The sequence below is a fragment of the Chryseobacterium sp. ERMR1:04 genome (genome assembly GCF_001297705.1).
Classification (GTDB): domain Bacteria; phylum Bacteroidota; class Bacteroidia; order Flavobacteriales; family Weeksellaceae; genus Chryseobacterium.
The window spans coordinates 547,563-573,457 of record NZ_LIRF01000008.1 but is presented as its reverse complement, the minus strand read 5'-3'; the positions used below and the strand labels follow the sequence as shown (position 1 = coordinate 573,457).

Below are 25,895 nucleotides of genomic sequence, written 5' to 3'. Positions count from 1 at the left end.
TTTAAACTTTATTTTTCTACTCTGTTTCTTACTTTAGTGTGATAGAACACGTTTGGCTTGGTTCCGATCTCTTCTAGTAAATAATATCTTCTGTTACTAGAATATAGTTTTCTAATTTCAGATTCTTTGTCATTCATGTCTCCAAACTTCATAGATCCTGTAGAACAAGCTGATGCACACGCAACAGAGTCTTGGAATTCATGGTCTGTAACTTTTCTTCCTTCTTTTTTAGCTGTAAGAATAGTTGCCTGAGTCTTTTGGATACACATTGAACATTTCTCCATAACCCCTCTTGTTCTTACAACAACATCCGGGTTAAGAACCATTCTTCCTAAATCGTTATTCTGATTAAAGTCGAATTTATCATTCAAGTTATATGTAAACCAGTTGAAACGTCTTACTTTGTACGGACAGTTGTTTGCACAATATCTAGTACCAATACATCTGTTGTAAGCCATGTGGTTTTGACCTTGCTTACTGTGAGAAGTAGCCGCTACCGGACATACAGTTTCACATGGAGCGTGGTTACAGTGCTGACACATTACCGGTTGGAAAATCACATCTGGACTTTCGTTTGGCTCGATTAAGATGTTGTATAAGTTAGGAACGTTAAGTCCTCTGTCAATACCTTCTTTAGTTTCGATCTTTTCTTTAGCAGAGTAGTAACGGTCAATTCTTAACCAATACATATCTCTAGACATTCTGATCTCTTCTTTACCTACAACAGGAACGTTGTTTTCTGCCTGACAAGCAATGATACATGCTCCACAACCAGTACAAGAGTTCAAGTCAACAGACAAGTTGAAGTGAGGACCATCTGTATCATCGAATGCATCCCAAAGGTCAATTTTGCCTGCTGGAAGTGCTCCGCTAATGGTGTGGTACTCCAAAGGCTTGTTCCATCCTTTGTGTTCGTCATCGAATGCTACGTTAATATATTCAGCTAAAGGAACTTCTTTAGCGATCTCATAACGTCCCATTAGAGTATTTTGAAGCTGGATACCAGCAAACTCATGATCTTCACCTGTTTTTTCAATCTTAGCATTTGAAATAGCCAAGTTAGAACCATCAAATAAAGGATAAGCGTTTACTCCTGTATCAGCAGTAGCTCCTGAGTTTTTCTTACCATATCCAAGCGCAAGACCTACTGATCCGTCTGCTTGTCCTGGCTGAATGAATACAGGAACATCTTTTATTGTTACTCCGTTTACAGTAAGGTTTACGATAGAACCATCCAACTGCATTCTTGCATTAAGATCGTTTTCAATACCTAATCTTTCTGCATCTTTAGGAGAGATCGTCAAGTAGTTATCCCAAGACATTCTAGTGATTGGATCTGGTAATTCCTGCAACCAAGGGTTGTTTGCCTGAGTACCATCTCCCATTGCAGTAGTAGTATACAATACCAATTCTAGATCGGAAGCTTTGAAATTTCCTAATTCTGCAACAGCCTGAGCACCATTTCCACCTGCATAAGACAACATTGTTGCGTTATTAGAAGGAACGATACCGTTATATAAAGCTTTATTGAAAGAAGTTGCTCCTAAGATTGAAGCAGAACTTGCTTTTAAATAATCGTAATAGTTATTAGCAGCATTGTTTTTTCCATTTTTCCAAACCAATAGAGATTCTTCAATCTGTCTTGATTTATAGATCTTTTGGATTGTAGGCTGCATTAATGTATAAACTCCAGTCTGAGGCTCAATATCACCCCAAGATTCTAGCCAGTTAGCTACAGGAATTACAGCTTTCGCTGCTTTGTACATTTCATTTTTCTTATCTGCAACAGCAACTACACAAGCAACTTTAGATAAAGATTTTTTGAAATCTTCTCCTTTTGGATGAGAGTAGATAGGATCTACGTTGTTTGTAATTAATACTCCAACTTGTCCTGCATTTACCCATCCTAAGAATTCGTTATATTTTGCTTGATCAAATTCTCTTAAGAAGTTCGCTTTACCAGTGAAAGCTACTGAACCTAATTTTTGGTTGATCAAGTGTGCAAGAACCTGAGCTCCTTTAGAACCGTCAGCCAATACAACAGCTTTGTTGCCTTTAGCTTGTAATTCTTTAACGATCTCAACAGCAATCTTGTCAGAAGCAGCGCCTCCTCCTACGATTGCATTGTAAACTTCAACTAAAGTTTTGTTTACAGCACTTGGCTTTAATCTATATCTTGAGTCAGCATTAGCACCAGTTAAAGACATGTTTGATTCCACTTGGATGTGTCTCAACATGCTTGCTCCTGGTTTTCTTGCCTCAGCAAAAGAAGTTTCTAAACTTCCAGCGTTGTAATCTCCTAAGAAATCTGCCTGGAAAGAAACTACTAATTCAGAACCTTTAAGATCGTAAACAGGTAATGCTCTTTGTCCGAATACTTCCTGAGCAGCATCTAATCCTGCAGAGTAAGGGAAAGCATCAAAAGTTACCAGTTCAGCTGTAGGATATTTTGCTTTAAAATCAGCGAATAACTTTTTGAAAGTAGGTGAAGCGAAAGACTGAGATAAAAGAACGATTTTCTTTCCTGCTGCTTTAGCCTCTTCTAATCCTTTAAGAACGAAATCATCTACTTTATCGAAAGTTTCGTCTTTACCGTCTAGCTTAGGTTGTTTTACTTTGTCATTATCATAAAGAGAAAGTACACTTGCCTGAGCTCTAGCGTTAGTTTTACCTAAATCACCAGCAGCCGGGTTTGGATCAATCTTGATAGGTCTACCTTCACGAGTCTTTACTAAAACACTAGCGAAATCGAATCCATCAAAATATGTTGAAGCGTAGTAATTTGGAACCCCAGGAATAATATCATGAGGTTTTACCACGTAAGGAATCGTTTTAATTACCGGAGCTTCACAAGCAGCAAGCGTTACCGCTGCTGTAGAGAATCCTAGTAACTTTAAGAAATCTCTTCTTGAAGTACTTGATCCGTTTTGTTCAGCATCTCCAAGGAAATCTTCTACCGGAATTTCTTCCTGAAACTCTTTCTGAGCCAGCTTATTATTTAAAGCTGGGTCTTTAAGTTCATGAATACTTCTAAATTGTATTTTATTTGAAGCCATTTATACTTCTAATTTTTAGTTATTAATAATGACATTTACCACACTCAAGACCTCCAATTGCGTCTACAGTAATTTTACCACCGTCTTTAGGGTATTGCTTCTTAAGCTTGTCATGTAGATTCTTGAAGTATTCTTTATTATAACCGTTGTTCATATCAACTTCAGTAGTTCTGTGACATTCAATACACCATCCCATTGTGAAGTCATTAGCCATTTGAACAACATTCATTGTATCAATTTTTCCGTGACAAGCTTTACAAACAACATCAATTTTGTTTGTTGGATTCTTTTTGTTGAAAGAATTAATGATCGCTTGCTCACCTGCTACTACGTGTTGAGAGTGGTTAAAGTATACGAAATCTGGCATGTTGTGAATTCTTGTCCATTCTACCGGTTGAGTTTTACCTGTATACTGTTGTTTTTCAGAATCCCAACCTGTCGCAGCATAAATCTTCTGGATTTCTCCGTCATAGAATGCTTTGTCTTTTCCAGGCTCCATGTAATGTTTAGCATTGTATTCAGAAATTGTTCTGTGACAGTTCATACAAACGTTCATAGAAGGAATCTCAGACACCTTACCGTATTTAGCACTAGAGTGACATAACTGACAGTCAATTTTCTGTTCTCCAGCGTGGATTTTGTGAGAGAAGTAGATAGGCTGTTCTGGCTTATATCCTTTGTAAACCCCGATCCACATGACCCAGTTCCAAATTCCATAAGTAGCCAAAATAGCTAGAATTGCTAATGCTCCTTTACCGATGTAGTGGTATTTCTCATAGATTTCACTGAAAGAACGAACTCTAGTTTCGTTAAGTCCAGCTAAGTCTTCAGATTGACCTAATTTAACTAATTGTCTTAGTTTAATTAAGATCCAAACCAATAAAGCAGCAATTGCTAGAAGTGAAATAATAACAACACTAGTCGTAGTATTGCTTGCAGGAGCCGCCGCTGCTGCATCTGTACCAGTAGCTGTCGTAGCAGCTGGTTCCGGTTCTGGAGCCGGAGGATTAGTTGTAAAAGCTAAGATGTCATCAATATCCTTATCTGTAAGATTCGGAAACTGCAACATTTCAGTCTTGTTAAATTTTTCAAAAATCTCATTGGCGTATTTGTCACCAGATGCTCTCAGAGCTTTGTTGTCCTTGATCCACTTGTGAAGCCAATCTTTGTCTACACCACCCTCTGTTTTTACTCGTTCTACAACCCCTTTCAAAGGAGGTCCTATTACTTGTTTATCCAGCGCGTGGCATGCAGTACAATTCGCTTTGAAAAGTTTCTCACCGTTTTTAGGATCGCCGTCTTGCCCGTAAATTGAAGCACTGGTCGATAGCAATAAGCCTATTGCGATCAACGTTTGTTTATAATGCTTTCTCCAACTAATCATTTAAATTATCTTATGTTAGTAAAATATTGAACCAATCAATCCCGCAAAAATAATATTTTTAACAGGAATTTAACGCCATAACGAGAGGGGAAAATATCATTTGTAGTTAATTTGTATTAATTCTAAATAACTCAGTTTGGTATAATTTTTTAATTTGTATAAATTTGCGGAAACAAGTTTAAATGAAAAATTTAATCAAAATATTTTTAGCACTATCATTATTTGGGTTTTATAATATTGATGCACAACAGGTTGTGAAGAAAGATACGCTGTCTGGAACAGAATTAATTATCACTATGGATCCTAAAGTGAGTGATGCTTTGGGGAGCTTAGAAGATAAATGTTCTAAAGTGGCGACTCATAATTCATCCAATAATACACCCAAAGATAATGATGATGACAGTTCTTATACGAGGCCTGCGAAAATATATGTTCCCAATAGAGAGCTTACCAATGCAGAAATTTGCAGAAAGAACCCTAGAATCTTAGGATATAAGATCCAAATCACTACAGTAAAGACCAATGAAGAGGCTAACGAGGTGAAGTCTTATTTCAGAAAAAGGTTTCCGAATCTGAAGGTTGAAACGGATGCTTCTTTAAGACCGAATTATAAAATTTTAGCAGGAAGTTATTTTACAAAACAAAGTGCTGCTTCAGATTTATCTAGAGTAAGAGAATATTTTAAATCGGCAACTCCTGTTCAATACAGAATTTTCTGCGCAGAAGCAAAATAATATTTTGTAGAAATATAAAGAAAACTAAAGCTGAGAAAATTCTCAGCTTTTTTTATTGGTAATATTGATTTAAAAACCAGAAAAACTCTACCATTCTTACGTAATTATTGAGCAATAAATAGACAAATAATAGACTTACAATAACCGTTAAAAAAGATAAGATTTTAGGAGAGGTTTTATACGAATAAAACAGCCATCCCAATAATAACGGATACACGAAAACAAAGTGTCCACCGTAGATGTACGCGGTATGAAGTCCAAATTTCATCATACAATGTATGATGATGTCAATGAAAAATGAGATCATGAGTATTTGGACAAACTTATTTTTGAAATTTTTAAAATAACTCCAAAAAATCAGTGTCAAAAGGACTGCAATAAATACGTAAGGAATCCAAGAGGTGTAAACATCCATAAGTAGGCCTTTGAAATCAAAGCCTTTCATGTTGTTTTTATTGCGGATAATGAAGCTTGGGAATAAGATGTTTCCTCCAAAAAAGTAGGAGAGAATCATGTCCCAAATCGGGGTGGATTTTACATTAGAAAACTTCTCGTATTGACTGTTTGTCTTGGAAAATATATTTTCATACTTGAAATTAATTCTATTTAAATACAATAATACGAAGCAAATAATAGTTAAGACAACCCTGAAAACTGCGTTTCCAAATTTCTTCCAATTTCTAAAAATACCTTTCTCAAATGCTACGGGAATAAAAACTTTTGCAATGTTTGTTACGGTAAGTCCTCCAATAGAAATACCTGCTAAAATAATTGGTATGGCAGGGATTTTTTCTTCTTTTTTGAGCTTTATCGCTGCATAATGATTGAATAAAGTCAATAAGAATAGAGTATAAGTGAAGTTTTCTGGGGTAAAAGAAAGGATAATAGGGGTTGAAAATGTTCCGAAAAACAGGATAATTAATACATTGATGAATAAGGGAAGGTTAATAATATTCTTAAGGTATTTAAAGACCTGAAGCATGCTTAAGCTAACCATTAAAGTACTCATCCAAGCTAATGCTAACCTGAAAACGGCATTTGTTTTTCCATCAGAAAGATATAAAGCAATTTCTCTGACCCAATTAAAAAAATAATAAGAGAGTGGATGTCTTTCAAAGCTTCCTCCGGTCATTACAATAGAACGGTTGTCAAAACTAAAGTAAGCATCCCAAGGAATTCTTTCATCGAAAATAATTCGATAATCTAGGGCAATATACCAGCCTAAAATTCCGTAAGCAATGAGAAAGAATGTGAATACTCCGAGCTCCGAATATGAATAAGGGAGAATGAGCTTAAATAAGCCGTTAAGTTTCGATTTAATAGTAGGAATAAACACCATCAAAAATTTTTACAAAAGTAAAAATAAAAAGCTCACCAATTTTGATGAGCTTTAAAAGATTATGTGGAAAGCAATTATTCTTTAATTACTTTTTCTGTAGTTGTTGTTCCGTCTGCAAATTCTACTTGCACTAAATAGGTTCCTTTTGGAAGAGAAGAGATATCTACTTTATCAGATGTTGATTTCAATACTGATTTTCCTGAGAAGTCTAACACTGCTGAAGATTTTATCTTTTTATCAGTTTTGATATTGATTTCTCCTTTTGTTGGGTTAGGGTAGATGCTTACTGATTTTAATTTTGAAGATGCTTCGTTTGTTGCTAAGGTGCCAGATGAAACTACAACATCATCTATTGAAACCCCATCTGCGTCTGTTGCTACATAACGGAATCTAATTTGAACATTTGTTTGTCCAATATATGGTGTTAAACTTACTTGTACCGGTACAATATTTAAATTGTAAAGATCAGTATCAATATCCCCGTCTCCATCATCTATGAAGCCTACTTCATCATCTTCATTCCATAATGTTGTCCATGTTGCTCCACCATTGGTAGAAATTTGTGCAAGTAAATTTCCTGCATCAAGAACTTTCATGTATGAGTAGCCTATTACTGCTTTAAAACTTAAAGATGGAGATGTAGTTCCAGCTAGGCTAAATGAAGGACTTACTAAATTTGCAGTATTTGCTGAAGTAGTAAAATTAATACCTGCAGATTTGGTTCCAGAAATTAAAAATTCTGATGCTCCCGTTCCAAAAACAACAGGACTAAAATCCCAAGGTCTTGATGATACTGTGCTTGTTCTTGTCCATCCTGTTGGAGGAAATGTTGTTCCTTCAAAGTTTTCTGATAATAATGTCTGTGCTTCTATAGAGGCTCCAATAAACAATATGCTTAAAGATAGTAGAATTTTTTTCATAATATTTTTTATTTTATGTAAAAATAACAAAAAAAACCAGAATAATGAAAAAAGCTCATTAAAAAAAGGATATTGATTGTGGGTTAATAATTTTATGAACTGCAAGAAAGCATGGAGCATCCTGAAATGTCATCATACTCAGAGGGTCTTTTTGTTGAAAATTCAGGATAAAATTCTTGATAAGGATTTTTTAATGCTGTTGTTAATTTATTAAGCATTTCTGTTTTTCCTAAATTAATTTCTTCGATACATTGGTATAAATGAAAATTTCTTAAAATGAATTTAGGATTTGTTTTCTGCATTAGAATAATTGATTCTTCTTTTGAAATCAAATTTCGAGTTAATCTTATGTTGTATGTATTTATGAAATCCTCAATTTTTAAAAGCTTTTCAGGATGCAGTGAAACGTATGAAATCCTTTGAAAATTATCTTTTAAATCATATTTACGGCTAATTTTCTCTAATTCGTTAAAAAATAAAGTATAGTCTAACTGTAATTCTTGCATCAATCCTTGCCAGTTTGTGAAAAATTCTTCGTCACCATCAAGCAATTGGTCAAAGCCAAATTTTTTGCACAGCATAGTGTCATGAGTTTTCCAGAAATAGTCTCCGAATTCATTTAATGTTTTTTCTAAAAGCTGTTCATCTTCAATCAATACATTTAGTGAATTGGCCAATTGCCAAAGATTCCATTGGGAAATCTGTCCTTGCTTTCCAAAGGCATATCTTCTTCCGGGTAAATCGGTTGTGTTTGGGGTAAAGTTTAAATCATATTCATCCATCATGGAATAAGGGCCGTAGTCTATTGTCAGTCCTAAGATCGACATGTTATCCGTATTCATTACGCCATGAACAAAGCCTACTCTAAACCATTCTACCATCAAATCTGCTGTTCTTTTGCAAACGTCTTGAAAGAAGTCTTTGTATTTTTGATTTCCTTCGGAAGTAATTTCAGGATAGTAATTATCAATGGTAAAATTAACAAGCTTTTGTAGGGTGTCGTATTCCTGTTGTGCAGAAATCAATTCAAAATGACCAAATCGAAGGAAGCTTTCTGCTGTTCTTACGACCACTGCGCCTTTTTCGGCTTGAGGGTTTCCGCTGTACATCATATCTCTTACGACGTCTTCTCCAGTAAAAGCTAAACTTAATGCTCTTGTTGTTGGAACGCCTAAATGAAACATAGCCTCACTCATTAAATATTCGCGAACTGAAGACCTCAACACTGCTCTTCCATCTGCATGTCTGGAGTAAGGAGTTGCGCCGGCTCCTTTCCATTGAATTTCTGTTTTTTTACCTGAATCATTTGTGATTTCACCGGCTAAAATTGCTCTTCCATCACCTAATTGTCCTGCCCAGTTTCCAAACTGATGTCCTGCATAAGCGGTAGCGTATGTTTGTATGTTTTCAGGAAGGTTATTTCCCACAAGAAAATCTAAATCTTTCTCTTCAAACTTTCCTAATCCTATTTCCTCCGAAAGTTCTTCATTGAATGCAATCAATGCTGGGTTTTCAAAACTAACAGGATCTACTGTTGAAAATAAAACTTTAGGCGTATTTCTTTGAATGGTATTGCCGGAAAAATCTCCAGGAAACATTTTTATAAAAGGTTGTTTGATGTTTTCGATATTCATGTATCAAAGTTATTAATAATAAAAGAAAAGACCTTCCAAATAATTGAAAGGTCTTGTGTATTTCTAAAAGAGAATTTATTTATTGAAATCTACTTCGTCTGAGGAATGTAGGTTTTCATTCACATTTTCTTCTTTCTTGTCAGAGTTGTTTTTAGGGGTACGTTCTACAGGTCTTGGATTTTTGATTTCGTCCATCGTCTGAAGGCCTCCATCATCACCATAACCGCCTCCAATGCCTTTTAAGCCAGAGCATCCATCTTTCCAATCGGAAGGTTTTGTGAATTTATCATCAGGAGAAATTCCTAATGTTTTATCAGCCCACACTTTCTTCATGAAGATTGCCCAAATTGGCAATGCCATTTTTGCTCCCTGTCCTTCACCTGTTCCTAAGAAGTGGGTTGCTCTATCTTCCCATCCAACCCAAGCTCCTGTTGCTAGTTTTGGCGTAATTCCCATAAACCAACCATCGGAGTTATTTTGTGTTGTCCCTGTTTTAGCAGCAATTTCTACCGCTTTTGAGATTCCTCTTCTTCCTAATTCACCAGAAGCAGTTCCGTATTGTGCCACCCCTTTCATGAGTTCAATCATGGTGTAAGCGTATAGCGGATTCATTACTTCTTTTGGTTCTACATTTACTTCTTTGATCACTCTACCGTTGGCATCTTCAATTCTCCAGATCATTTCCGGTTTGTTGTGATTTCCATAGTTGGCGAAAGTACTGTAAGCCCCAAGCATTTCATAGATGGTAATATCTGATGAACCTAAAGCAATGGTATTGTTTCTCGGAATTTCTTCTGTTACTCCTAAGTCTCTTGCTGTTTGAATTACAGCATCAACACCAGTCATTTCAATAAGTCTTGCGGCAATCGGGTTTTGAGAGTGTGCTAAACCATCTTTTAAGGTTAGCATTCCTCCTCTTCCCGGAACATGCCATCCGTTGTGATCATAAGTTCCATTGGATACCGTTGAACAAGGCGTCATTCCTAATTTCATAATAGCCGTTGCGTACACAAAAGGCTTAAATGTTGAACCGACCTGTCTTTTTCCTTGTTTGATGTGATCATACTGGAAATGTTGCCAGTCGATTCCTCCAACCCAAGCTTTAATTTCACCTGTTCCCGGAACCATTGACATTAAACCTGCCTGAGCAATTTGTTTATGGTATCTGATAGAATCCCAAGGAGACATTTCCACTTCTTCTTCTCCGGCCCATGTGAAACGTGAAGTTTTGATTGGTTTGTGAAACTCCATCATGATTGAGTCTTCAGAAATACCAGCTCTTTTTAATTGCTTGTAACGTCCAGTTCTTTTCATTGCCTGAAGCATTACGCTGTTAACCTGCGTATTTGTTAAGTAATAGAAAGGTCTGTTTTTTCTACCTCTTTGCTCGGCATCAAATCTTTTTTGAAGATCTGTTAAATGTTCTCTGATTGATTGCTCTGCGTATTTCTGCATCTTAGAATCAAGAGTGATATATATTTTTAAACCGTCTTTGTAAAGGTTTAATTTCTTACCGGTCTGTTTCTCGTAATCTTTAAGGTAAGTATCAATCTCTTTTTTCAAATAAAACTTATAGTAAGCAGAGTAGTCATCACTGATATTTTTGATCGGTTGATAGTCAGTTTTTACGGCTGATGATGTTGCTTTATCATAAGTTGTTTGATCAATATATCCTGTTTCCAACATTTGAGCGAGTACAACATCTCTTCTCCTTTTTGCTCTTTCAGGATTTCTCATCGGGTTGTTTGCAATAGGAGCTTCTAGCATTGCTACAAACATTGCTGCCTCCGGAAGAGTGAGTTGAGAGGTTGACTTGTTAAAATAAATTTTTGACGCCATTTCAATACCGTTGGCATTGTAGGTAAAGTCAAACTTATTAAAATATAAAGTGATAATCTCTTCCTTGGTATATCTTTTTTCAAGACTTACCGCAACGGACCATTCTTTAAGCTTTTGAATAACCCTTTTTATTGGATTTTTAGAAGGTTCTTTGGTGAATAAAAGTTTAGCCAACTGTTGTGTAATTGTAGAACCTCCACCTCTGTCGCCACCATACCTTACAGCTCTTAAAATAGATCTTAAATCAATTCCAGAGTGTTCTTTGAACCTTTCGTCCTCTTTAGCTTGTAATGCATAAATAAGGAAAGGAGGAAGTTCTTTGTAAGTAATAGGCTGCGTTTTTTCTTTTTCAAATTTGCCTAGAAGAACTCCATCTGATGAAATAATTTCAGAGGCTACGTAAATATCAGGATTCTCAAGCTCTTTTACATCGGGCATTTCTCCAAGAAAACCTTGAGAAACAGCAAAGAAAAGTCCTGAAATTCCTAGAACAACTGCAATGAGTCCAATCCAAATAATGCTAACCCATTTTTTCCAACCGGTTTTTTTGCCATTCTTTTTGGGAGGAAGAGGGAATGTTTTTCCTTTGCTTCCTACGTTTCTTTTGTTATCTTCCATTGATAATTACGGTTTAGCCGTTTCTATTTTTACTCCAATATCTTCAATTCCAGGAAGGGCATCATTTCTCATGGCTTGCACCATGCCGATTTCATATTTGCCTTTTTCCGGAAACTTATAATTCAATTTATATTGAAAAAGGGTCTCCTTCGTGTCTCCAAAACCTGTACCAAGCCATTCTCCATTGGGCTTTGCCAATACATAATTTAAGGTGTCTGTTTCCTTCTTTTTGTTCTGAAGATTGGTGAAATTTACAATAAATCTTATATTGCTGTAAGGGTAATTATTGTTATTCCTTACAACAAATATAATGTTTTTAGGATTTTGTGGATCTGAAATTTCAAGATTAAATTTTTGCTCACTTTTCTTATTCCATTTGTTATCAACAGAATTCATTGTGACTGTTTCACCTTCCGGAGAAGATTTACAGCTAAAGAAAAGGATAAGAGTTAATACTCCTAAAATTTTATGCATTGTTATCTTTTTTTGGAGGAAACTTTTTCTTGAATTTTTTCTTGTTCGGGTTAGGTTGAGGCTTGTTCTCAGGATCTACCGCTGCTTCTGCTTTTTCTAACTGAGCTTTTGGTTGCTGCTGTTGTTGAGGCTTTTGAGGTCTCTGCTTGTTAGGATTAGGGTTGGCGTTCGGATTCTGGTTTTCTGTCCTTGCTGGTCTTTCAACTCTTTCCGGGCGTTCAGACTTTTCCGTATTTTGAGGTCGATCTGATCTTTCAGGTCTGTTTTTTCTTGGACTTTGGTTAGGACCGCTTTGATTTTGGTTTGGCCTGTTTTGATTCTGATTTTGAGGTCTGTTTTTGTTAAAGCTTTTATTTTTCTTCTCAAATCTATCAACACTGTTTTCCTGAATAAGATCAATGGTGTGCAAAGGAGCGTCAGGTTGCTTAAGATCCTCAAGAGGCAACGTTCTTTCTCCTTTTTTATTTTTTGCAATTAATTCTTTAACCAAATCAATATCAAAATCATACCACGCAACCGAACTGTCGATGTATGCAAACCACATTTTCTTTTTGAAAACGTCAATCTTAATACAAAATGCTCTTCCTTTTTCTGTGTCTAACGTTGTAGAAGAAGAAGGGAAGTGGCTTAATGCATCAAGATAGCTGTCTAATTCATAATTAAGACAACATTTAAGTTTACCACATTGCCCAGCCAGTTTTTGAGGGTTGATACTCAACTGCTGATATCTTGCAACGTTGGTGTTTACTGATCTGAAATCTGTTAACCACGTAGAACAACATAGCTCTCTTCCGCATGATCCGATTCCTCCAACTTTTGCTGCTTCCTGTCTGAAACCAATTTGTTTCATGTCGATTTTCGTTCTGAAAGTAGAAGCAAAGTCTTTAATTAACTGTCTGAAATCTATTCGGTTATCAGCAGTGTAATAAAATGTAACCTTAGAAGCATCACCTTGGTATTCAACATCTGTAACTTTCATTTCAAGTCCCAGTCTGTGAGCGATTTTTCTAGCGTCTATTTTTACGTTATCTTCTTTTTTTCTAGCTTCCTGCCAGACTTCAATATCTTTTTGGTTGGCTAATCTGTATATTTTAAGTGCAGATTCTTCAGAAGTTCTTTTCTTCTTCATCTGAATTTTCACTAATTCTCCGGTGAGACTTACCACACCTACATCATGTCCGGGACTAGATTCTACTGTTACTACGCTACCAATATGTAAAGGAACATTATTTACATTTTTATAAAATAATTTTCTGTCATTTTTAAATCTAACTTCTACATAATCACACCTATTAGATGCCGGATTATTGATGTTAGATAGCCAGTCGAAAACACTTAATTTATAACTATTACCACAGGTATTTACGCTTTCACAGCCATTCGCGGTTTTCTTGGGTCCGCAAGAATGTGCAGAATCGCCGGATGTTTTACATCCACAACTCATATAACTTTTATTTGTTCCTGCAAATTTATATATTTTTATCTTTATGTAATTCTAAAAAATTCAAATATTCATCAAGATCATTGTTTAATATTAAACTAAAAACTTGATTACTCGGCAAAAGGTTATTAAATATCTAATAACTATGTGTTTAAGGGCTTTTTTTATTAAAGTGTTATTTTAAACATAATTTTCTTTTGGCATATTGTTTAAAATTTTAAGATTTATTAACAGGTGTAGCCAAAATAATTTTATATTTGGGTTATATAATAATAGTCTATGAAAAAAATATTAGTATCAACTGCTTTATTGGCAGGTGTTCTATCTTACGCAGGAGGCTTCAGGGTTTCTTTGCAAGGGGTAAAACAATTGGCAATGGCACATACTAGTGCACATGCTGAAGATGCAAGTGTGGCATTTTTTAACCCAGCGGGTATGTCATTTATTCCTTCAAGACTGAGTATATCAGTAGGAGGTTTTGCTGCGGGTAATAAAGTGACTTTCCAGAATACAAATACGCTGCAGAGTACAGAAACGGATAATCCTATCGGAACCCCACTTTATGCTGCTATTGCTTATAAACCAATTGACAAATTATCTATTGGTTTCAGCTTTTCTACCCCTTTTGGGAGTACTATTGAGTATCCAAATAACTGGGAAGGAAGAGAGATGGTTGAAAAACTTGAGTTGAAAGCATTCTATTTTCAGCCCATGATTTCATATAAATTTAATGATTGGTTTGCGTTTGGTGCAAGTTATATCTACGCTAAAGGATCTGTGAACTGGGATAAGGCTATTACACAATTTGGTGGTGAACTTAATCTAGACAGTAAGGCGAGCGGGCATGGATATGGTTTTGGTTTTTACTTCAGGCCAGATCCAAAACTTGACGTAAGTATCGCTTACCGCTCACCGGTTGATATGAAAGCTAAGAAAGGAACAGCTACTTTCAGTTTTCCGACATCTAGTGTTTATCCATTATTAGGTCTGGATACATCAGGTAAAGATAGTTTTACTGCAACATTACCTTTGGTGGAGGAGTATACGATAGGTTTAACGTATAAAATTACTCCGAAATGGTTGGTTTCTGCGGATTTCAACTATCACGGATGGGAAAGATACAGTCAGCTGACGTTGGATTTTGGTAAAGCTCCGGTTGGAAATCAGCCATCAGATCCTACGGTTTCTGTTTCTCCTAAAAACTTTAAAAATTCTAAGACATTTAGATTGGGAACTCAGTATGCATTTACAGATAAGATCTTTGGTCGTCTTGGTGCTTATTATGATGAATCTCCATATACTGACGAAAACTTTATTCCTGAAACACCTTCATACAATACGTATGTGGTAACAGGAGGGGTTGGATTTAAACTAAAACAATTCGGAGTTGATATTGCTGGAGGATATGCAATACCTCAGGCAAGAGATGTGAAAAATAGTTTACTTGGTTTCTATGGACAGTCTACAGCTACGGCATTCTATGTAGGTCTAGGTTTATCTTATAATCCTTTTTAATTGAAAGACTATGAAAAAAATTATAATTTCTACAATCGCTATTTCCGCGTTATTTTTTACAACGAGTTGCGAACATGAATTCGATACGGACGTAAAAGACGTTGTTGTAAGTAAAGGAGAAGCCGATTTTACTAAATATATTTCTTTAGGAAACTCTTTGACTTCAGGCTATAGAGACGGTGCTCTTTATGCTGATGGACAAAATGAATCTTATCCTTCTATGATTGCTCAGCAAATGAAATTAGTTGGCGGCGGAGATTTTAAACAACCTTTAATGCCGGATAATAACGGAGGGCTTCTTCTTAATTTAGGTGGTACTACCAATCTTCAAATTGCAAGTACGAAACTTTATATTGACAGTTTTATTGCTGGTTCTCCTGATATCAAAAATGCTAATAATAATGTTGCAACAACTTTAACAAATACTGTTTTAACAGGTCCTTTCAACAACATGGGGGTTCCGGGAGCTAAGGTTGCGCATTTACTGGCAGATGGTTATGGGAATGTGCAAGGGGTTGCTTTAGGTACTGCTAATCCTTACTTCGTAAGATTTGCGTCAACGCCTACAACATCTGTGATTAAGGATTTCAAAGCTCAAAGTCCTACATTCTTCTCTTTATGGATCGGTAATAATGATGCTTTATTGTATGCTTTGGCTGGTGCAGATAGTTCTGTGGAAACTTTAACGCCTCCTGCTCTGTTTGCTCAATATTATAATGCATTGATTGCTGAGATTGCGACTACAAATGCTAAAGGTGTAATTGCAAATATTCCTAGTGTAACATCTATTCCTTCTCTAACAACAATTCCAACAAATCCTTTAACAGCTTCTGTTTTGGGTGGAGGGAATGTAGCTGCAGGGAATGCAAATATTGATAATTTAAATACGAATTTATACGGTCCGTTAAGTCAGATTTTAACTGCTGTTGGTGCAGGAAGCAGAATTAAATTGCTTTCTAAAACAGAAGCAAATCCTTTATTAATTAAGGATGAAAGTTTGCCTGATTTAAAAGTTCAGATTACAGCAGCAGCAACTGCGTCAGGAAATCCTCAATTGGTTGCTTTGGCTACTTATCTTGGAGCAACTTACGGGCAGGCAAGACAGGCGAAAACTGGAGATTTAGTTCCTTTAACGAGTAAAGCAGCAATTGGATCGACTGAACCAACGGCGCTTGCGGCTCTTTCTGCAAGAGGAATTGCTTATCCATTTGCAGATAAATATATTTTAATACCATCAGAAATTACAGAAATCAATACTGCAATTGATGCTTATAATGTTACCATTAAAGCTGCGGCGGCTTCAAAAGGTTATGCTTTTGTAGATGCTAACAAGAAAATGAATGAGCTTGGTACTCAGTCAGGAGTTTCTTGGGATGGTGTGAGATACACTGCTAAATTTGTAACAGGTGGAGCCTTCTCTTTAGATGGAGTACATCTTACGGGTAGAGGGTATGCAATTATTGCTAATGAATTTATTAAGTCAATTAATGCGACTTACAAATCTTCTTTACCACAGGTAAATGCGAATAATTATTCGGGCGTGAAGTTCCCTTAATCAAAAGGAAAATAAAAACATATGAACCACAAGGAGTAATTCTTGTGGTTTTTTTATAAATTTGCAAAATCTTTTAAAAAGTAAAAATGGCCGATCAGTTAAGTTATCTATTTTGTACAAGAACGAGTAAGGTCTTGGCAGAAAAAATTGCCCAGTATTATGGGAAAGAATTAGGGAAAATCAACTTTCAGGAGTTTAGCGACGGAGAGTTTGAGCCTGTTTTAGACGAATCTGTAAGAGGTGGGAGAGTTTTCCTAATCGGATCTACGTTCCCTCCGGCAGACAATCTTTTAGAACTTCTTCTAATGATTGATGCAGCGAAAAGAGCTTCTGCAAAAAGTATTACTGTAGTACTTCCGTACTTTGGGCTTGCAAGACAAGACAGAAAAGACAAGCCAAGAGCACCGATAGGGGCAAAATTGGTTGCGAACCTTTTAACTGCTGCGGGAGCAACAAGAATTATGACGATGGATCTGCATGCAGACCAAATTCAAGGATTCTTTGAAATTCCTGTGGATCATTTGTATGCTTCTAGCATTTTTGTAGACTACATAAGAAATCTAAACTTAGATAATCTTACAATTGCTTCTCCGGATATGGGAGGTGCAAAAAGAGCGAAAAACTATGCAGGTCACTTAGGTGCTGATGTAGTAATTGCTTACAAGGAAAGAAAAAAAGCAAATGTAATAGAGAAGAAATGTTCCTTATCGGAGATGTTGTAGGAAAGAATGTTATTCTAATCGATGATATGATCGATACTGCGGGAACACTTTGCAAAGCTGCAGACATTTTAATGGAGAAAGGAGCAAAATCAGTAAGAGCGATGGCTACTCATGGAGTGCTTTCAGGAAAAGCTTACGATAATATTGAGAACTCGAAATTGTTGGAAGTTATTGTAACTGACTCAATTCCTGTGAAAAATAATTTGACAACTAAAATAAAAGTGCTATCTTGCGCCCCTCTATTTGCGGACGTTATGAAGATGGTTCATGAGCATCAATCAATTAGCAGTAAGTTTGTTATTTAATTGATATTTAGCTGTTTGCAAATTAAACTTTAAACAAATTTTTAAATTTTTATAAATGAAATCAATTACAATTCAAGGTACAAAAAGAGAAAGCGTGGGCAAAAAGTCGACAAAAGCTTTACGTGATGCTGAATTAGTTCCTTGTGTTGTTTACGGAGGTGGTGAGCCATTGAACTTCTCTGCTACAGAGAAAGCGTTCAAAGGTTTGGTATATACTCCTGAAGCACACACGGTATCTATTGAAGTTGACGGACAGGTAATTCCTGCTGTTCTTCAAGATATTCAGTTCCACCCAATTACGGACAGAATTATTCATGCAGACTTCTACAGATTATCTGACGATAAGCCAGTTGTTATGGAAGTTCCTGTAAGAATCATTGGTCGTTCTAAAGGTGTTGTAGCTGGTGGTGTTTTACGTCAGTCTTTCAGAAAATTGAAAGTAAAAGCTATTCCTGCAAACTTGCCAGACGAAGTTGTGGTAGATATTACTTCACTTAAAATTGGTAACAAATTGTATGTTGGAGGTATCAAAGCTGAAGGATATACTTTTGTACACCCAGACAATGCAGTTGTTGTAGCTGTTAAAATGTCTAGAAATGCAATCAAAGGTGCAGCAGCTGATGATGACGATGAAGAAGAAGTTGCAACAGAAGTTGAAGGAGATGCTCCTGCAACAGAAGAAGCAGCAGCTGAATAAGAAATTTCTTAATCACAATATAAGACCTGTCAATGTATTTTGGCAGGTTTTTTATTTTTAGATTAAATCTATAATCATGTTCATGCAATTTTCTTTCGGAAAAAAAGCCGTAAATTTGAAGAGTTCTAAATAAGAGCATTTTAATTTAAAATTTTAATAAATGTTTGACATTCACGAAATAAGAAGTCAGTTTACTATATTAAACCAGCAGGTGAACGGTAAACCGTTAGTTTACTTAGATAATGCAGCAACGTCTCAAAAACCGAATTCAGTTTTAGAAGTTTGGACTCAATATTACACAGAAATCAATGCCAATGTGCATAGAGGAATTCATACATTAAGTCAGTTAGCAACAGAAGAAATGGAGCTTTCAAGAAGAAAGATTCAGAAATTCATCAATGCTAAACATGATTTTGAAGTAATTTTCACGAAAGGAACAACAGAAGGGTTAAACCTTATCGCTTATATTTTAACACAGAAGCTTAAAAAAGATGATGAAATTATCATTTCTTACCTAGAGCATCACTCAAATATTGTTCCTTGGCAAATGCTTTGTGAAAGAACAGGGGCAAAGCTTCGTGTTATTCCAATTGATGAAAACGGGATTCTTCAGTTAGATTATCTTGATCAGTATTTAAGCGAAAAAACAAAAGTAGTTTCTGTAAACCAGGTTTCTAATGCGTTGGGAGTTGTAAATCCTATTGAAGAGATCATTGCTAAGACAAGAAAAAATTCGGATGCTTATATTGTGATTGATGGGGCTCAATCTGCTCCACACTTTACAATTGATGTTCAGAAAATGGATTGTGATTTCTTCGTGTTTTCAGGTCACAAAATGTACGCTCCCATGGGAACGGGTATTTTATACGGAAAACAAGAGATATTGGAAGATTTGCCACCTTTTCATGGAGGAGGAGAGATGATTGCCACGTGTTCTTTTGACGGAACTACTTACGCAGGCTTACCTTTTAAATATGAAGCCGGAACTCCAAATGTTGGAGGGAATATTGCTCTTGGTGCAGCAGTAGATTTTATTGAAAAAATAGGACATTCTACGATTCAGAATCATGAAAATGCTTTGTTAGAATACGCACAAAGACAATTGCTGGAAATAGAAAACCTTAAAGTCTATGGTGAAAAGGCAAACAGAACAGGGGTAGTTTCCTTTAATTTAGAAGGAACAGGTATTTCTTCTGATGTAGGGATGATTCTTGATAAAATGGGGATTGCCGTGAGAACAGGACATCACTGTACACAACCAATCATGGATTTCTTTAATATTGCAGGAACCGTGAGAGCTAGTTTTGCGATTTACAATACTTTTGAAGAAATTGATCTTCTTGTGGAAGGGGTGAAAAAAGCACAACGAATGTTGTCATAATATATCAAAGCTTCTGAAATTCAGAAGCTTTTTTCTTTTGATCTATTTAATATTATCATGAGTAATAGATTTTAACAATCCTTCGAATTGTAATTTTTTGATCTATTCTTTTTATTTATTCTGCTAATTTTGCCCTGTAAAATTTAACGAATGGAATTAATAAATAAATTAAACTGGAGATTTGCGACCAAAGCAATGAACCGTGAAAAAGTGCCACAGGAAAAAGTGGACAAAATACTAGAGGCGGCAAGATTAGCGCCTACTTCAAGCGGTTTGCAGCCGTTCGAAATCTTTGTTATTACCAATCAGGAGGTAAAAGAGCAGATTAAGCCACATGCATGGAATCAGCCACAGGTTACAGACTGTTCTCATCTTTTGGTTTTTGCAGCTTGGGATAATTATACGGAAGAAAGAATCAATAATATGTTTGATCTTACGAATGAAATCAGAGGCTTCAAAAATGAAGGTTGGGAAAACTACAGACAGATGCTGTTGAGTACATATCCTCAAAGATCAGCTGAAGAAAACTTTACGCACGCAGCGAAACAAGCTTATATTTCTTTCGGAGCAGCAATTATTGCAGCCGCCTTTGAAGAAGTAGATTCTACGCCAATGGAAGGGTTTTCTCCTGATGCGGTTGATGAAATCTTAAACTTAAAAGAGAAAGGATTAAAAAGTGTTTTACTGTTGCCAATCGGTTACAGAGAAGCATCCAACGATTGGTTGGTGAACCTTGCTAAAGTAAGAAAGGCTAAAGAAGATTTTATTACAGAAATTAAATAATTTCTATATACCATATACAGAAAAATCCCTTTCAGCTTTCTGAAAGGGATTTTGTTTTATGGGAATTAGACCTTGAAGGTTTCAATAATGTAAAGTTTAATTATTCGGTTTCCAATCTACAACAGCTCTAATAAAAGCTTCAGCATTTTCTACTGGAATGTTAGGTAAAATTCCGTGACCAAGATTCGCGATGTATCTGTCTTTTCCAAAACGGTTAATCATTTCATTCACCATTTTTTTAATCGTTTCTGGTGTAGAATGTAATCTTGCAGGATCAAAATTCCCTTGAAGCGTCATGGTATGATTCGTTAACGTTCTTGCTAACTCAGGCTTGATCGTCCAGTCAACACCTAAAGCTGAAACCGGAGACATTGTCATATCTTCCAAAGCAAACCAACATCCTTTTCCAAATACAACAACATGAGAAAGCGGACTTAAAGCTTCAACGATTTGGTTAATATATTGCCAAGAGAATTCCTGATAATCTGCTGGAGATAGCATTCCACCCCAAGAATCAAAGATCTGTACCGCAGAAACTCCTTTTTCTACTTTTCTTTTTAGATAAGCAATCGTAGTGTCTGTGATCTTTTGAAGCAATAAATGAGCGGCTTCCGGCTGTTGGAAACAGAACGACTTTGCAATATCAAAAGCTTTACTTCCTTTTCCTTCTACGCAATAGCAAAGAAGAGTCCATGGAGAACCTGCAAAACCAATCAATGGAATATCATTGTCTAGTTTTATCAATGTTAATTCAATGGCGTCAAATACATATCCTAAGGTATCATTTACATCCGGAACGATAACATTTTGTACTTGTTCCATTGTTCTGATAGGATCGTCTAACCAAGGACCAACGTTTTCCTTCATCTTAAAATCAATTCCCATGGCTTGAGGCACTACCAAAATATCAGAGAATAAAATGGCAGCATCCAAAGGAAATCTACGGATAGGCTGTACGGTGATTTCAGCGGCAAGCTCAGGAGTCTGACATCTCGTGAAGAAATCATATTTATCACGAAGAGCAATGAATTCCGGCAAATATCTTCCGGCTTGTCTCATCATCCAAACTGGTGGTCTTTCTACGGTTTCTCCGCGAAGTGCTTTTAAATATAGGTCGTTTTTAATCATAATGTATTAGACTAATATTGCCGGCAGTATACACGTTGGGCAATAGATATTTCAAAGATTATTTTTTACTACTCTTTGTATTAATTCAAAGATAGATACAAGATTATTTCCTTCGGAGGTATAGATCTTCTGTTGGGTGTATTTTTTCAACTCACCAGAAGTGGTTTCTCCAATCGAAAACAGGGTCATATTTTCTAATGAATTTTGCTTTGCAAAACTACGAACTCCGCTTGGACTAAAAAAAACTATCGCATGATATTTTTCAGGTACCAACGGATTGATTTCTTCGGTATTATAAACAGTGACTTTATTGTATTTGATATTTTGTAACGGAAGTTCTTTGTCGAGAACGTCAATGGCGAGGTTTCCACAGAAATGAACAAACTTTTCATGCTGGCAGTGGGTAATAATAAATTTTGAAAGCGTTTCGGCATTTTTCAATACTTTAAAAGTTCCAAAACCATTTTTTCTCAGTTCTCTTTTGGTTTTTTCGCCCACACAATATATTTTATTGTAGTTTTTCGCAGTAAAATCTTCGTTAGGCTTAAATTGATTATTGAAAAAAGAAATTACACCGTTCACACTGGTGAAAATAAGAGAGTAGTTTTTTAAATCAAAAGAAGTAATCTGAATAGGGTTGGTCTTAATAACCTCAACACAGTCCACCAAAATATCCTCTCCTAATTGTTGGGTTAAAATTGATTGGTCTATGTTTTTGGTAAATAAAATTTTCATTAAGGTCTATCTTTTAAATGTAAATCGGTAACTAACAGTCTTACTTTTGTCATGAAATCTTTCCCTGGGTCTTCTTTTGTTGTAAAATAATTAGGGTCTGTTTCTTTCCAAAGTTTAGAATTTCTAAAGATACCATATTCTGAATGTCCTATTAAATATTCTATATTGTATTTTTTAGTTAAAAATCTAATGAGCTGAGCATTCGAGGCTATTTGTTTTTCGGTAAGCGGTTGCTGTTTGCTTCCTATATTTTCAATACCTATTGCACAATAATTAAGACCAATGGTGTGTCTTGCAAACATATTGGGCTCCATAAGTTGATAGATAGTGCCATCTCTGTCTACAATAAACTGAGAAGAAACATTGAGCGTACTTTGTTTTTTCAAAACATTTCTGGCAGATTCCAAATAGGTTTTATTGAAATACTTATAATTGGTTTCAACGGTTCCACCTGCGGTATAATGCAGGACGATTATTTTAGGTGAAATAGTTGGAGACTTTTGAACAATTTGATAATGATCCTTAAGGTACTCCAAACTTAGGCGTGTTCTTTCAGTAGAATAATCAATAGGTTTATTAATTATTTTAACTTCACTGGTTTGAGCCTTCGCAAAGCATGTTATCAATACGAATAAAGCATAAAAAAGGTTTTTCATAATAAAAATAGCTTATTTAGGGTATTGATAATGTCCTGTAATGGTATATTTAAAGAGTACGTCTTCCAAAACTTGTCCGCTTCCTATATTATGTACGATTAAAAATCTTTTTCCGTCAGCAGATTTTTTATTCACCACAATTCCAATATGGGTTAGGTTGCCTGGTAAAATCCAAGTAACAATATCACCCGGAATATAAAGTGCAGGATTGGTTTCAATAGATTTTACTTTTCCGAATTTAGAAAAGAAGACGCCAAGATTAGGAACCCTTCTGTGATCAATATTAGGGTCAGGCTTTTTCAACTTCCAAGTTTTTCGCCATATCCTCGTGCACTTCTTTTTGTAAATCAATACCTACTTTTCTGTAAGCTCTGATAGCAACATCTGTGCAAACACCTTTATCCGAAGGAACATCTCCATTGGGATAGGCGAGGATAAAATAAGTAGGGTCGTAGGTAATGGTCTTGTCTATGATCCCCAAAGCGGCATCAGATAATTGAAGTGCAAATTTATTCTGTGCATTTACAGTAAACACACAGAATGTGAGGAGCAATAAAAACAGGGCCTTTTTCATTATTTTGTACGTTAAAATATAAAGGTACAAATATGCTTAAAAGTTCTTAATAAGAACCTTTAATTTCAGCCATCAATTCTTTTCCTCCGTTTTCAAGAACTATTTTTGCGAATTTTTCCCCAAAATTTTCAACCTCATTATATTCGAAGTTTTCATCTGTAGCAATACAGTTTTTCCCATCTAATGAACAAAGGGCTGCTTTAAAACGAATTTGATCTCCAAAAAATTCAGCAAATGCTCCAATAGGTGCGGTACAACCTCCTTCTAATGTACTTAAGAAGTTTCTTTCAATTTCTACACAGATCTGAGTAGGTTTATGATTGGTTATTGTGTTTAGGATTTCATTGATTTCTTTCTTGTCAGAATGTCCTGCCACAGCAATAACACCTTGCGAAGGAGCAGGGATCATTAACGGAAGCATTTCATAATCAATATCCATCTGCATTCTTTTGATTCCTGCTAAAGATAAGATGGTAGCATCAAAATCCTGATCCTGTAATTTTTGAAGACGCGTCTGAATATTTCCACGAATATCTGAAAACTCAGCATGCGGATAATTTCTTGACCAAAAAGCTCTTCTTCTCAAACTGCTTGTTGCCAATTTCAGTTCGTGAAACTCTTTATTTTTAGATTCTTCTTTTCTTATCAATACATCCTGAGGGAAATCTCTTTCCAGATAAGAAACAAGTTCAATATTTTCCGGTAAAAGAGTAGGTACATCTTTTAAAGAGTGAACAGCAATGTCTATCTCATCATTTAATAATGCAACATCCAAATCTCTTGTGAAAACGCCTGTAATTCCCATAGAATAAAGGGGAAGATTAAGGTTTTTATCACCAGAAGAAACGATAGGTACAATTTCCGTTAGGTAATTACTGTTTTGTAGGTGCCTTGCAACCTCTCTTGCCTGCCAAAGTGCAAGTGCGGAATTTCTGGTTCCGATTCTAATGCTTTTCATTGAATTCGTTGTTTGGTTGTTCAACTAATATTTCGTGCATTAATTTACTGATTTCTTCGGCTTTCCAAGGATTATCGATGATATATTTCGCAAAACGATTGGTGATTTTCTGAATCATTTTCTCAGAAAGCTCCATGTCTGTAATGTTAATATATTTGTTTTTTCTGTAAAAATTATGCATCTCGTTGCGTTCCATATTTTTAAGAACGGCTTTGAAATGGTGAATATTTGGTGCTAGTTTTCTCTTTTTTTCCCATTCAAGAAACTCTTTTGCCATTTCTTTGATAATAGATTCGGCTTTTGGGATTTCTTTTTCTCTCTGCTGAATGGTTTCCTGAATTTGCTTTGAAAGCTCATCAACATCAATTAAGGTTACGTTTTCATTGGTCGTAACATCTTTATCTACATTGTGAGGAATAGAAAGGTCAATGATCAATGTTTCTTTTCCGTTCGGGAAGTGGGAAGCATTAATAATAGGTTTCTTGGCTCCGGTAGCAACGATAAGGATATCTGTATTTTTCAACTCATTGTCAAAATCAGAATAGTCAACATGAGGAATGTTATATTTTTCAGATATCTTTTCAGCTTTCTCCTGAGTTCTATTTGCTATTTTTATTTTGGGTTGGAAAACATGTTTCACAAGATTTTCCACTGTGTTTTGGCCAATTTCACCAACCCCTAAAAGAAGAATGTTTTTCTCTGTAATTCTTTTTTGGTTGTTTAAAATATAGTGAACGGCAGCATAAGAAACGGAAGCGGCTCCGTTGGAGATTCCAGTTTCGTTTTTAATTCTTTTGGAGATCTGAATGGCAGAGTTAATGGCTCTTTCCAGATAAGGATTCGAATTCTGCCTCTCTTTTTTAAAACGGCTGTATGCTTTTTTAATTTGTCCGATGATCTCGAAATCACCAATGATCTGACTCTCCAATCCTGCAGCGACTCTGAATAAATGCGTTAAAGCTTCTTCTTTGGTAAGGATATTGGCAAATTGAAGGAAATCTGTGATGTTTACCCCGATTGTTTTACAATATTCTTCGGCAACCAAAAGGTAATTCGGAGTAGTAGTGTAGATTTCGGTTCTGTTACAGGTGGAAACCACAAAGGCATCTCCTAAATTTTCGTCGTGAATTCGAGCAACAAAATTTTTAATATTTTCATCAAAAAATGCAAATTTCCCTCGCGTTTCTCCATCAGCCTTTTCATAGCTTATAGAAAGTACAGCAAAATTTGAAGTTTTATGTATATTGGAATATTGTAGCATAAGCGTTGCAAATTTAAGGCTTTTTTTATTAATTATTTTCTGATAATGTATATGATAATTATCGTGAAAAACTATAAATCGCCACTATGTAGGGCTTTGCTTTCCGTCTTCTAAAAATATTATTTCAATACTTAGCAAATAATTTAGAATTTTAACCAAATTTTAACCAAATTATATGCTTATGAA

Annotated in this window: 19 protein-coding genes and 2 pseudogenes; 7 read left to right on the top strand and 14 right to left on the bottom strand. The window is 35.6% G+C overall.

The genetic code is table 11. The features are described 5' to 3' along the window. Window positions 1–8: 8 nt before the first annotated feature. Both AMQ68_RS19790 and AMQ68_RS19785 read right to left on the bottom strand, forming a co-directional pair. Window positions 9–3,056 carry a TAT-variant-translocated molybdopterin oxidoreductase gene (locus AMQ68_RS19790; RefSeq protein WP_054512319.1) on the bottom strand — a complete coding sequence of 1,016 codons (3,048 nt, stop codon included), beginning with the start codon at window positions 3,054–3,056 and terminating at the stop codon, window positions 9–11. Between the two features lie 22 nt (window positions 3,057–3,078). Further along, window positions 3,079–4,440 carry a c-type cytochrome gene (locus tag AMQ68_RS19785; RefSeq protein WP_054512318.1) on the bottom strand — a complete coding sequence of 454 codons (1,362 nt, stop codon included), beginning with the start codon at window positions 4,438–4,440 and terminating at the stop codon, window positions 3,079–3,081. A 182-nt stretch (window positions 4,441–4,622) separates the two neighbouring features. On the opposite strand from AMQ68_RS19785, the gene AMQ68_RS19780 reads away from it, so the two are divergent. Continuing rightward, window positions 4,623–5,174 (top strand): hypothetical protein, encoded by a 552-nt coding sequence (locus AMQ68_RS19780; protein WP_054512317.1) that lies wholly within the window; start codon window positions 4,623–4,625, stop codon window positions 5,172–5,174. Window positions 5,175–5,226: 52 nt separating this feature from the next. Here the strand turns inward: AMQ68_RS19780 and AMQ68_RS19775 are convergent, their stop codons facing one another. From AMQ68_RS19775 to AMQ68_RS19750, 6 genes are all read right to left on the bottom strand, one after another. Further along, window positions 5,227–6,513, bottom strand: a complete 1,287-nt coding sequence (locus tag AMQ68_RS19775) for a DUF6080 domain-containing protein (protein ID WP_185113410.1) — start codon at window positions 6,511–6,513, stop codon at window positions 5,227–5,229. Window positions 6,514–6,587: 74 nt separating this feature from the next. Beyond that, complete coding sequence (locus tag AMQ68_RS19770; RefSeq protein WP_054512316.1) at window positions 6,588–7,433, bottom strand: T9SS type A sorting domain-containing protein; 846 nt, start codon at window positions 7,431–7,433, stop codon at window positions 6,588–6,590. A gap of 92 nt (window positions 7,434–7,525) precedes the next feature. Beyond that, window positions 7,526–9,067 carry a YdiU family protein gene (locus AMQ68_RS19765; protein ID WP_054512315.1) on the bottom strand — a complete coding sequence of 514 codons (1,542 nt, stop codon included), beginning with the start codon at window positions 9,065–9,067 and terminating at the stop codon, window positions 7,526–7,528. Between the two features lie 75 nt (window positions 9,068–9,142). Then, a complete protein-coding gene (locus tag AMQ68_RS19760) occupies window positions 9,143–11,524 on the bottom strand; it encodes a penicillin-binding protein 1A (RefSeq protein WP_054512314.1) in 2,382 nt (793 codons plus the stop codon). Between the two features lie 6 nt (window positions 11,525–11,530). Then, window positions 11,531–11,998: a gliding motility lipoprotein GldH gene (locus AMQ68_RS19755; RefSeq protein WP_054512313.1), complete on the bottom strand. Its 468-nt coding sequence runs from the start codon at window positions 11,996–11,998 to the stop codon at window positions 11,531–11,533. Beyond that, a complete protein-coding gene (locus AMQ68_RS19750) occupies window positions 11,991–13,442 on the bottom strand; it encodes a regulatory iron-sulfur-containing complex subunit RicT (RefSeq protein WP_054512312.1) in 1,452 nt (483 codons plus the stop codon). Before AMQ68_RS19750 ends, AMQ68_RS19755 begins: the two co-directional genes overlap by 8 nt. A 276-nt stretch (window positions 13,443–13,718) precedes the next feature. Between AMQ68_RS19750 and AMQ68_RS19745 the strand changes: the two genes are divergently transcribed. The 6 genes and pseudogenes from AMQ68_RS19745 (at window position 13,719) to AMQ68_RS19720 (ending at window position 20,397) form a co-directional block, all read left to right on the top strand. Beyond that, window positions 13,719–14,954, top strand: a complete 1,236-nt coding sequence (locus tag AMQ68_RS19745; protein ID WP_054512311.1) for an OmpP1/FadL family transporter — start codon at window positions 13,719–13,721, stop codon at window positions 14,952–14,954. Between the two features lie 10 nt (window positions 14,955–14,964). After that, window positions 14,965–16,509, top strand: a complete 1,545-nt coding sequence (locus tag AMQ68_RS19740) for a G-D-S-L family lipolytic protein (protein WP_054512310.1) — start codon at window positions 14,965–14,967, stop codon at window positions 16,507–16,509. An 86-nt stretch (window positions 16,510–16,595) separates the two neighbouring features. Then, window positions 16,596–17,536, top strand: a pseudogene (locus AMQ68_RS19735) (ribose-phosphate pyrophosphokinase). A 55-nt stretch (window positions 17,537–17,591) separates the two neighbouring features. Continuing rightward, window positions 17,592–18,233 (top strand): 50S ribosomal protein L25/general stress protein Ctc, encoded by a 642-nt coding sequence (locus AMQ68_RS19730; protein ID WP_054512309.1) that lies wholly within the window; start codon window positions 17,592–17,594, stop codon window positions 18,231–18,233. A gap of 160 nt (window positions 18,234–18,393) precedes the next feature. Beyond that, window positions 18,394–19,614 carry an aminotransferase class V-fold PLP-dependent enzyme gene (locus AMQ68_RS19725; RefSeq protein WP_054512308.1) on the top strand — a complete coding sequence of 407 codons (1,221 nt, stop codon included), beginning with the start codon at window positions 18,394–18,396 and terminating at the stop codon, window positions 19,612–19,614. A gap of 150 nt (window positions 19,615–19,764) precedes the next feature. Further along, complete coding sequence (locus tag AMQ68_RS19720) at window positions 19,765–20,397, top strand: nitroreductase family protein (RefSeq protein WP_054512307.1); 633 nt, start codon at window positions 19,765–19,767, stop codon at window positions 20,395–20,397. 96 nt (window positions 20,398–20,493) lie between these two features. On the opposite strand, the gene hemE is transcribed toward AMQ68_RS19720, so the two are convergent. From hemE to hemA, 6 genes and pseudogenes are all read right to left on the bottom strand, one after another. Next, a complete protein-coding gene (gene hemE / locus AMQ68_RS19715) occupies window positions 20,494–21,525 on the bottom strand; it encodes a uroporphyrinogen decarboxylase (RefSeq protein ID WP_054512306.1) in 1,032 nt (343 codons plus the stop codon). 51 nt (window positions 21,526–21,576) lie between these two features. Next, window positions 21,577–22,260 carry a uroporphyrinogen-III synthase gene (locus AMQ68_RS19710; protein WP_054512305.1) on the bottom strand — a complete coding sequence of 228 codons (684 nt, stop codon included), beginning with the start codon at window positions 22,258–22,260 and terminating at the stop codon, window positions 21,577–21,579. After that, the gene (locus AMQ68_RS19705; protein WP_054512304.1) at window positions 22,260–22,916 is read right to left on the bottom strand and encodes a peptidoglycan recognition family protein; all 657 of its coding nucleotides are present in this window, start codon (window positions 22,914–22,916) and stop codon (window positions 22,260–22,262) included. Before AMQ68_RS19705 ends, AMQ68_RS19710 begins: the two co-directional genes overlap by 1 nt. 12 nt (window positions 22,917–22,928) lie before the next feature. Next, a pseudogene (locus AMQ68_RS19700) lies at window positions 22,929–23,490 on the bottom strand (DUF1287 domain-containing protein). Window positions 23,491–23,536: 46 nt separating this feature from the next. After that, entirely contained in the window at window positions 23,537–24,448 is a 912-nt protein-coding gene (hemC, locus tag AMQ68_RS19695) for a hydroxymethylbilane synthase (RefSeq protein WP_054512303.1), read from the bottom strand. Then, window positions 24,435–25,709, bottom strand: coding sequence for a glutamyl-tRNA reductase (gene hemA, locus AMQ68_RS19690; RefSeq protein WP_054512302.1), 1,275 nt, complete (start codon window positions 25,707–25,709; stop codon window positions 24,435–24,437). The genes hemC and hemA overlap by 14 nt, the downstream gene beginning before the upstream one ends. Window positions 25,710–25,895 lie beyond the last annotated feature (186 nt).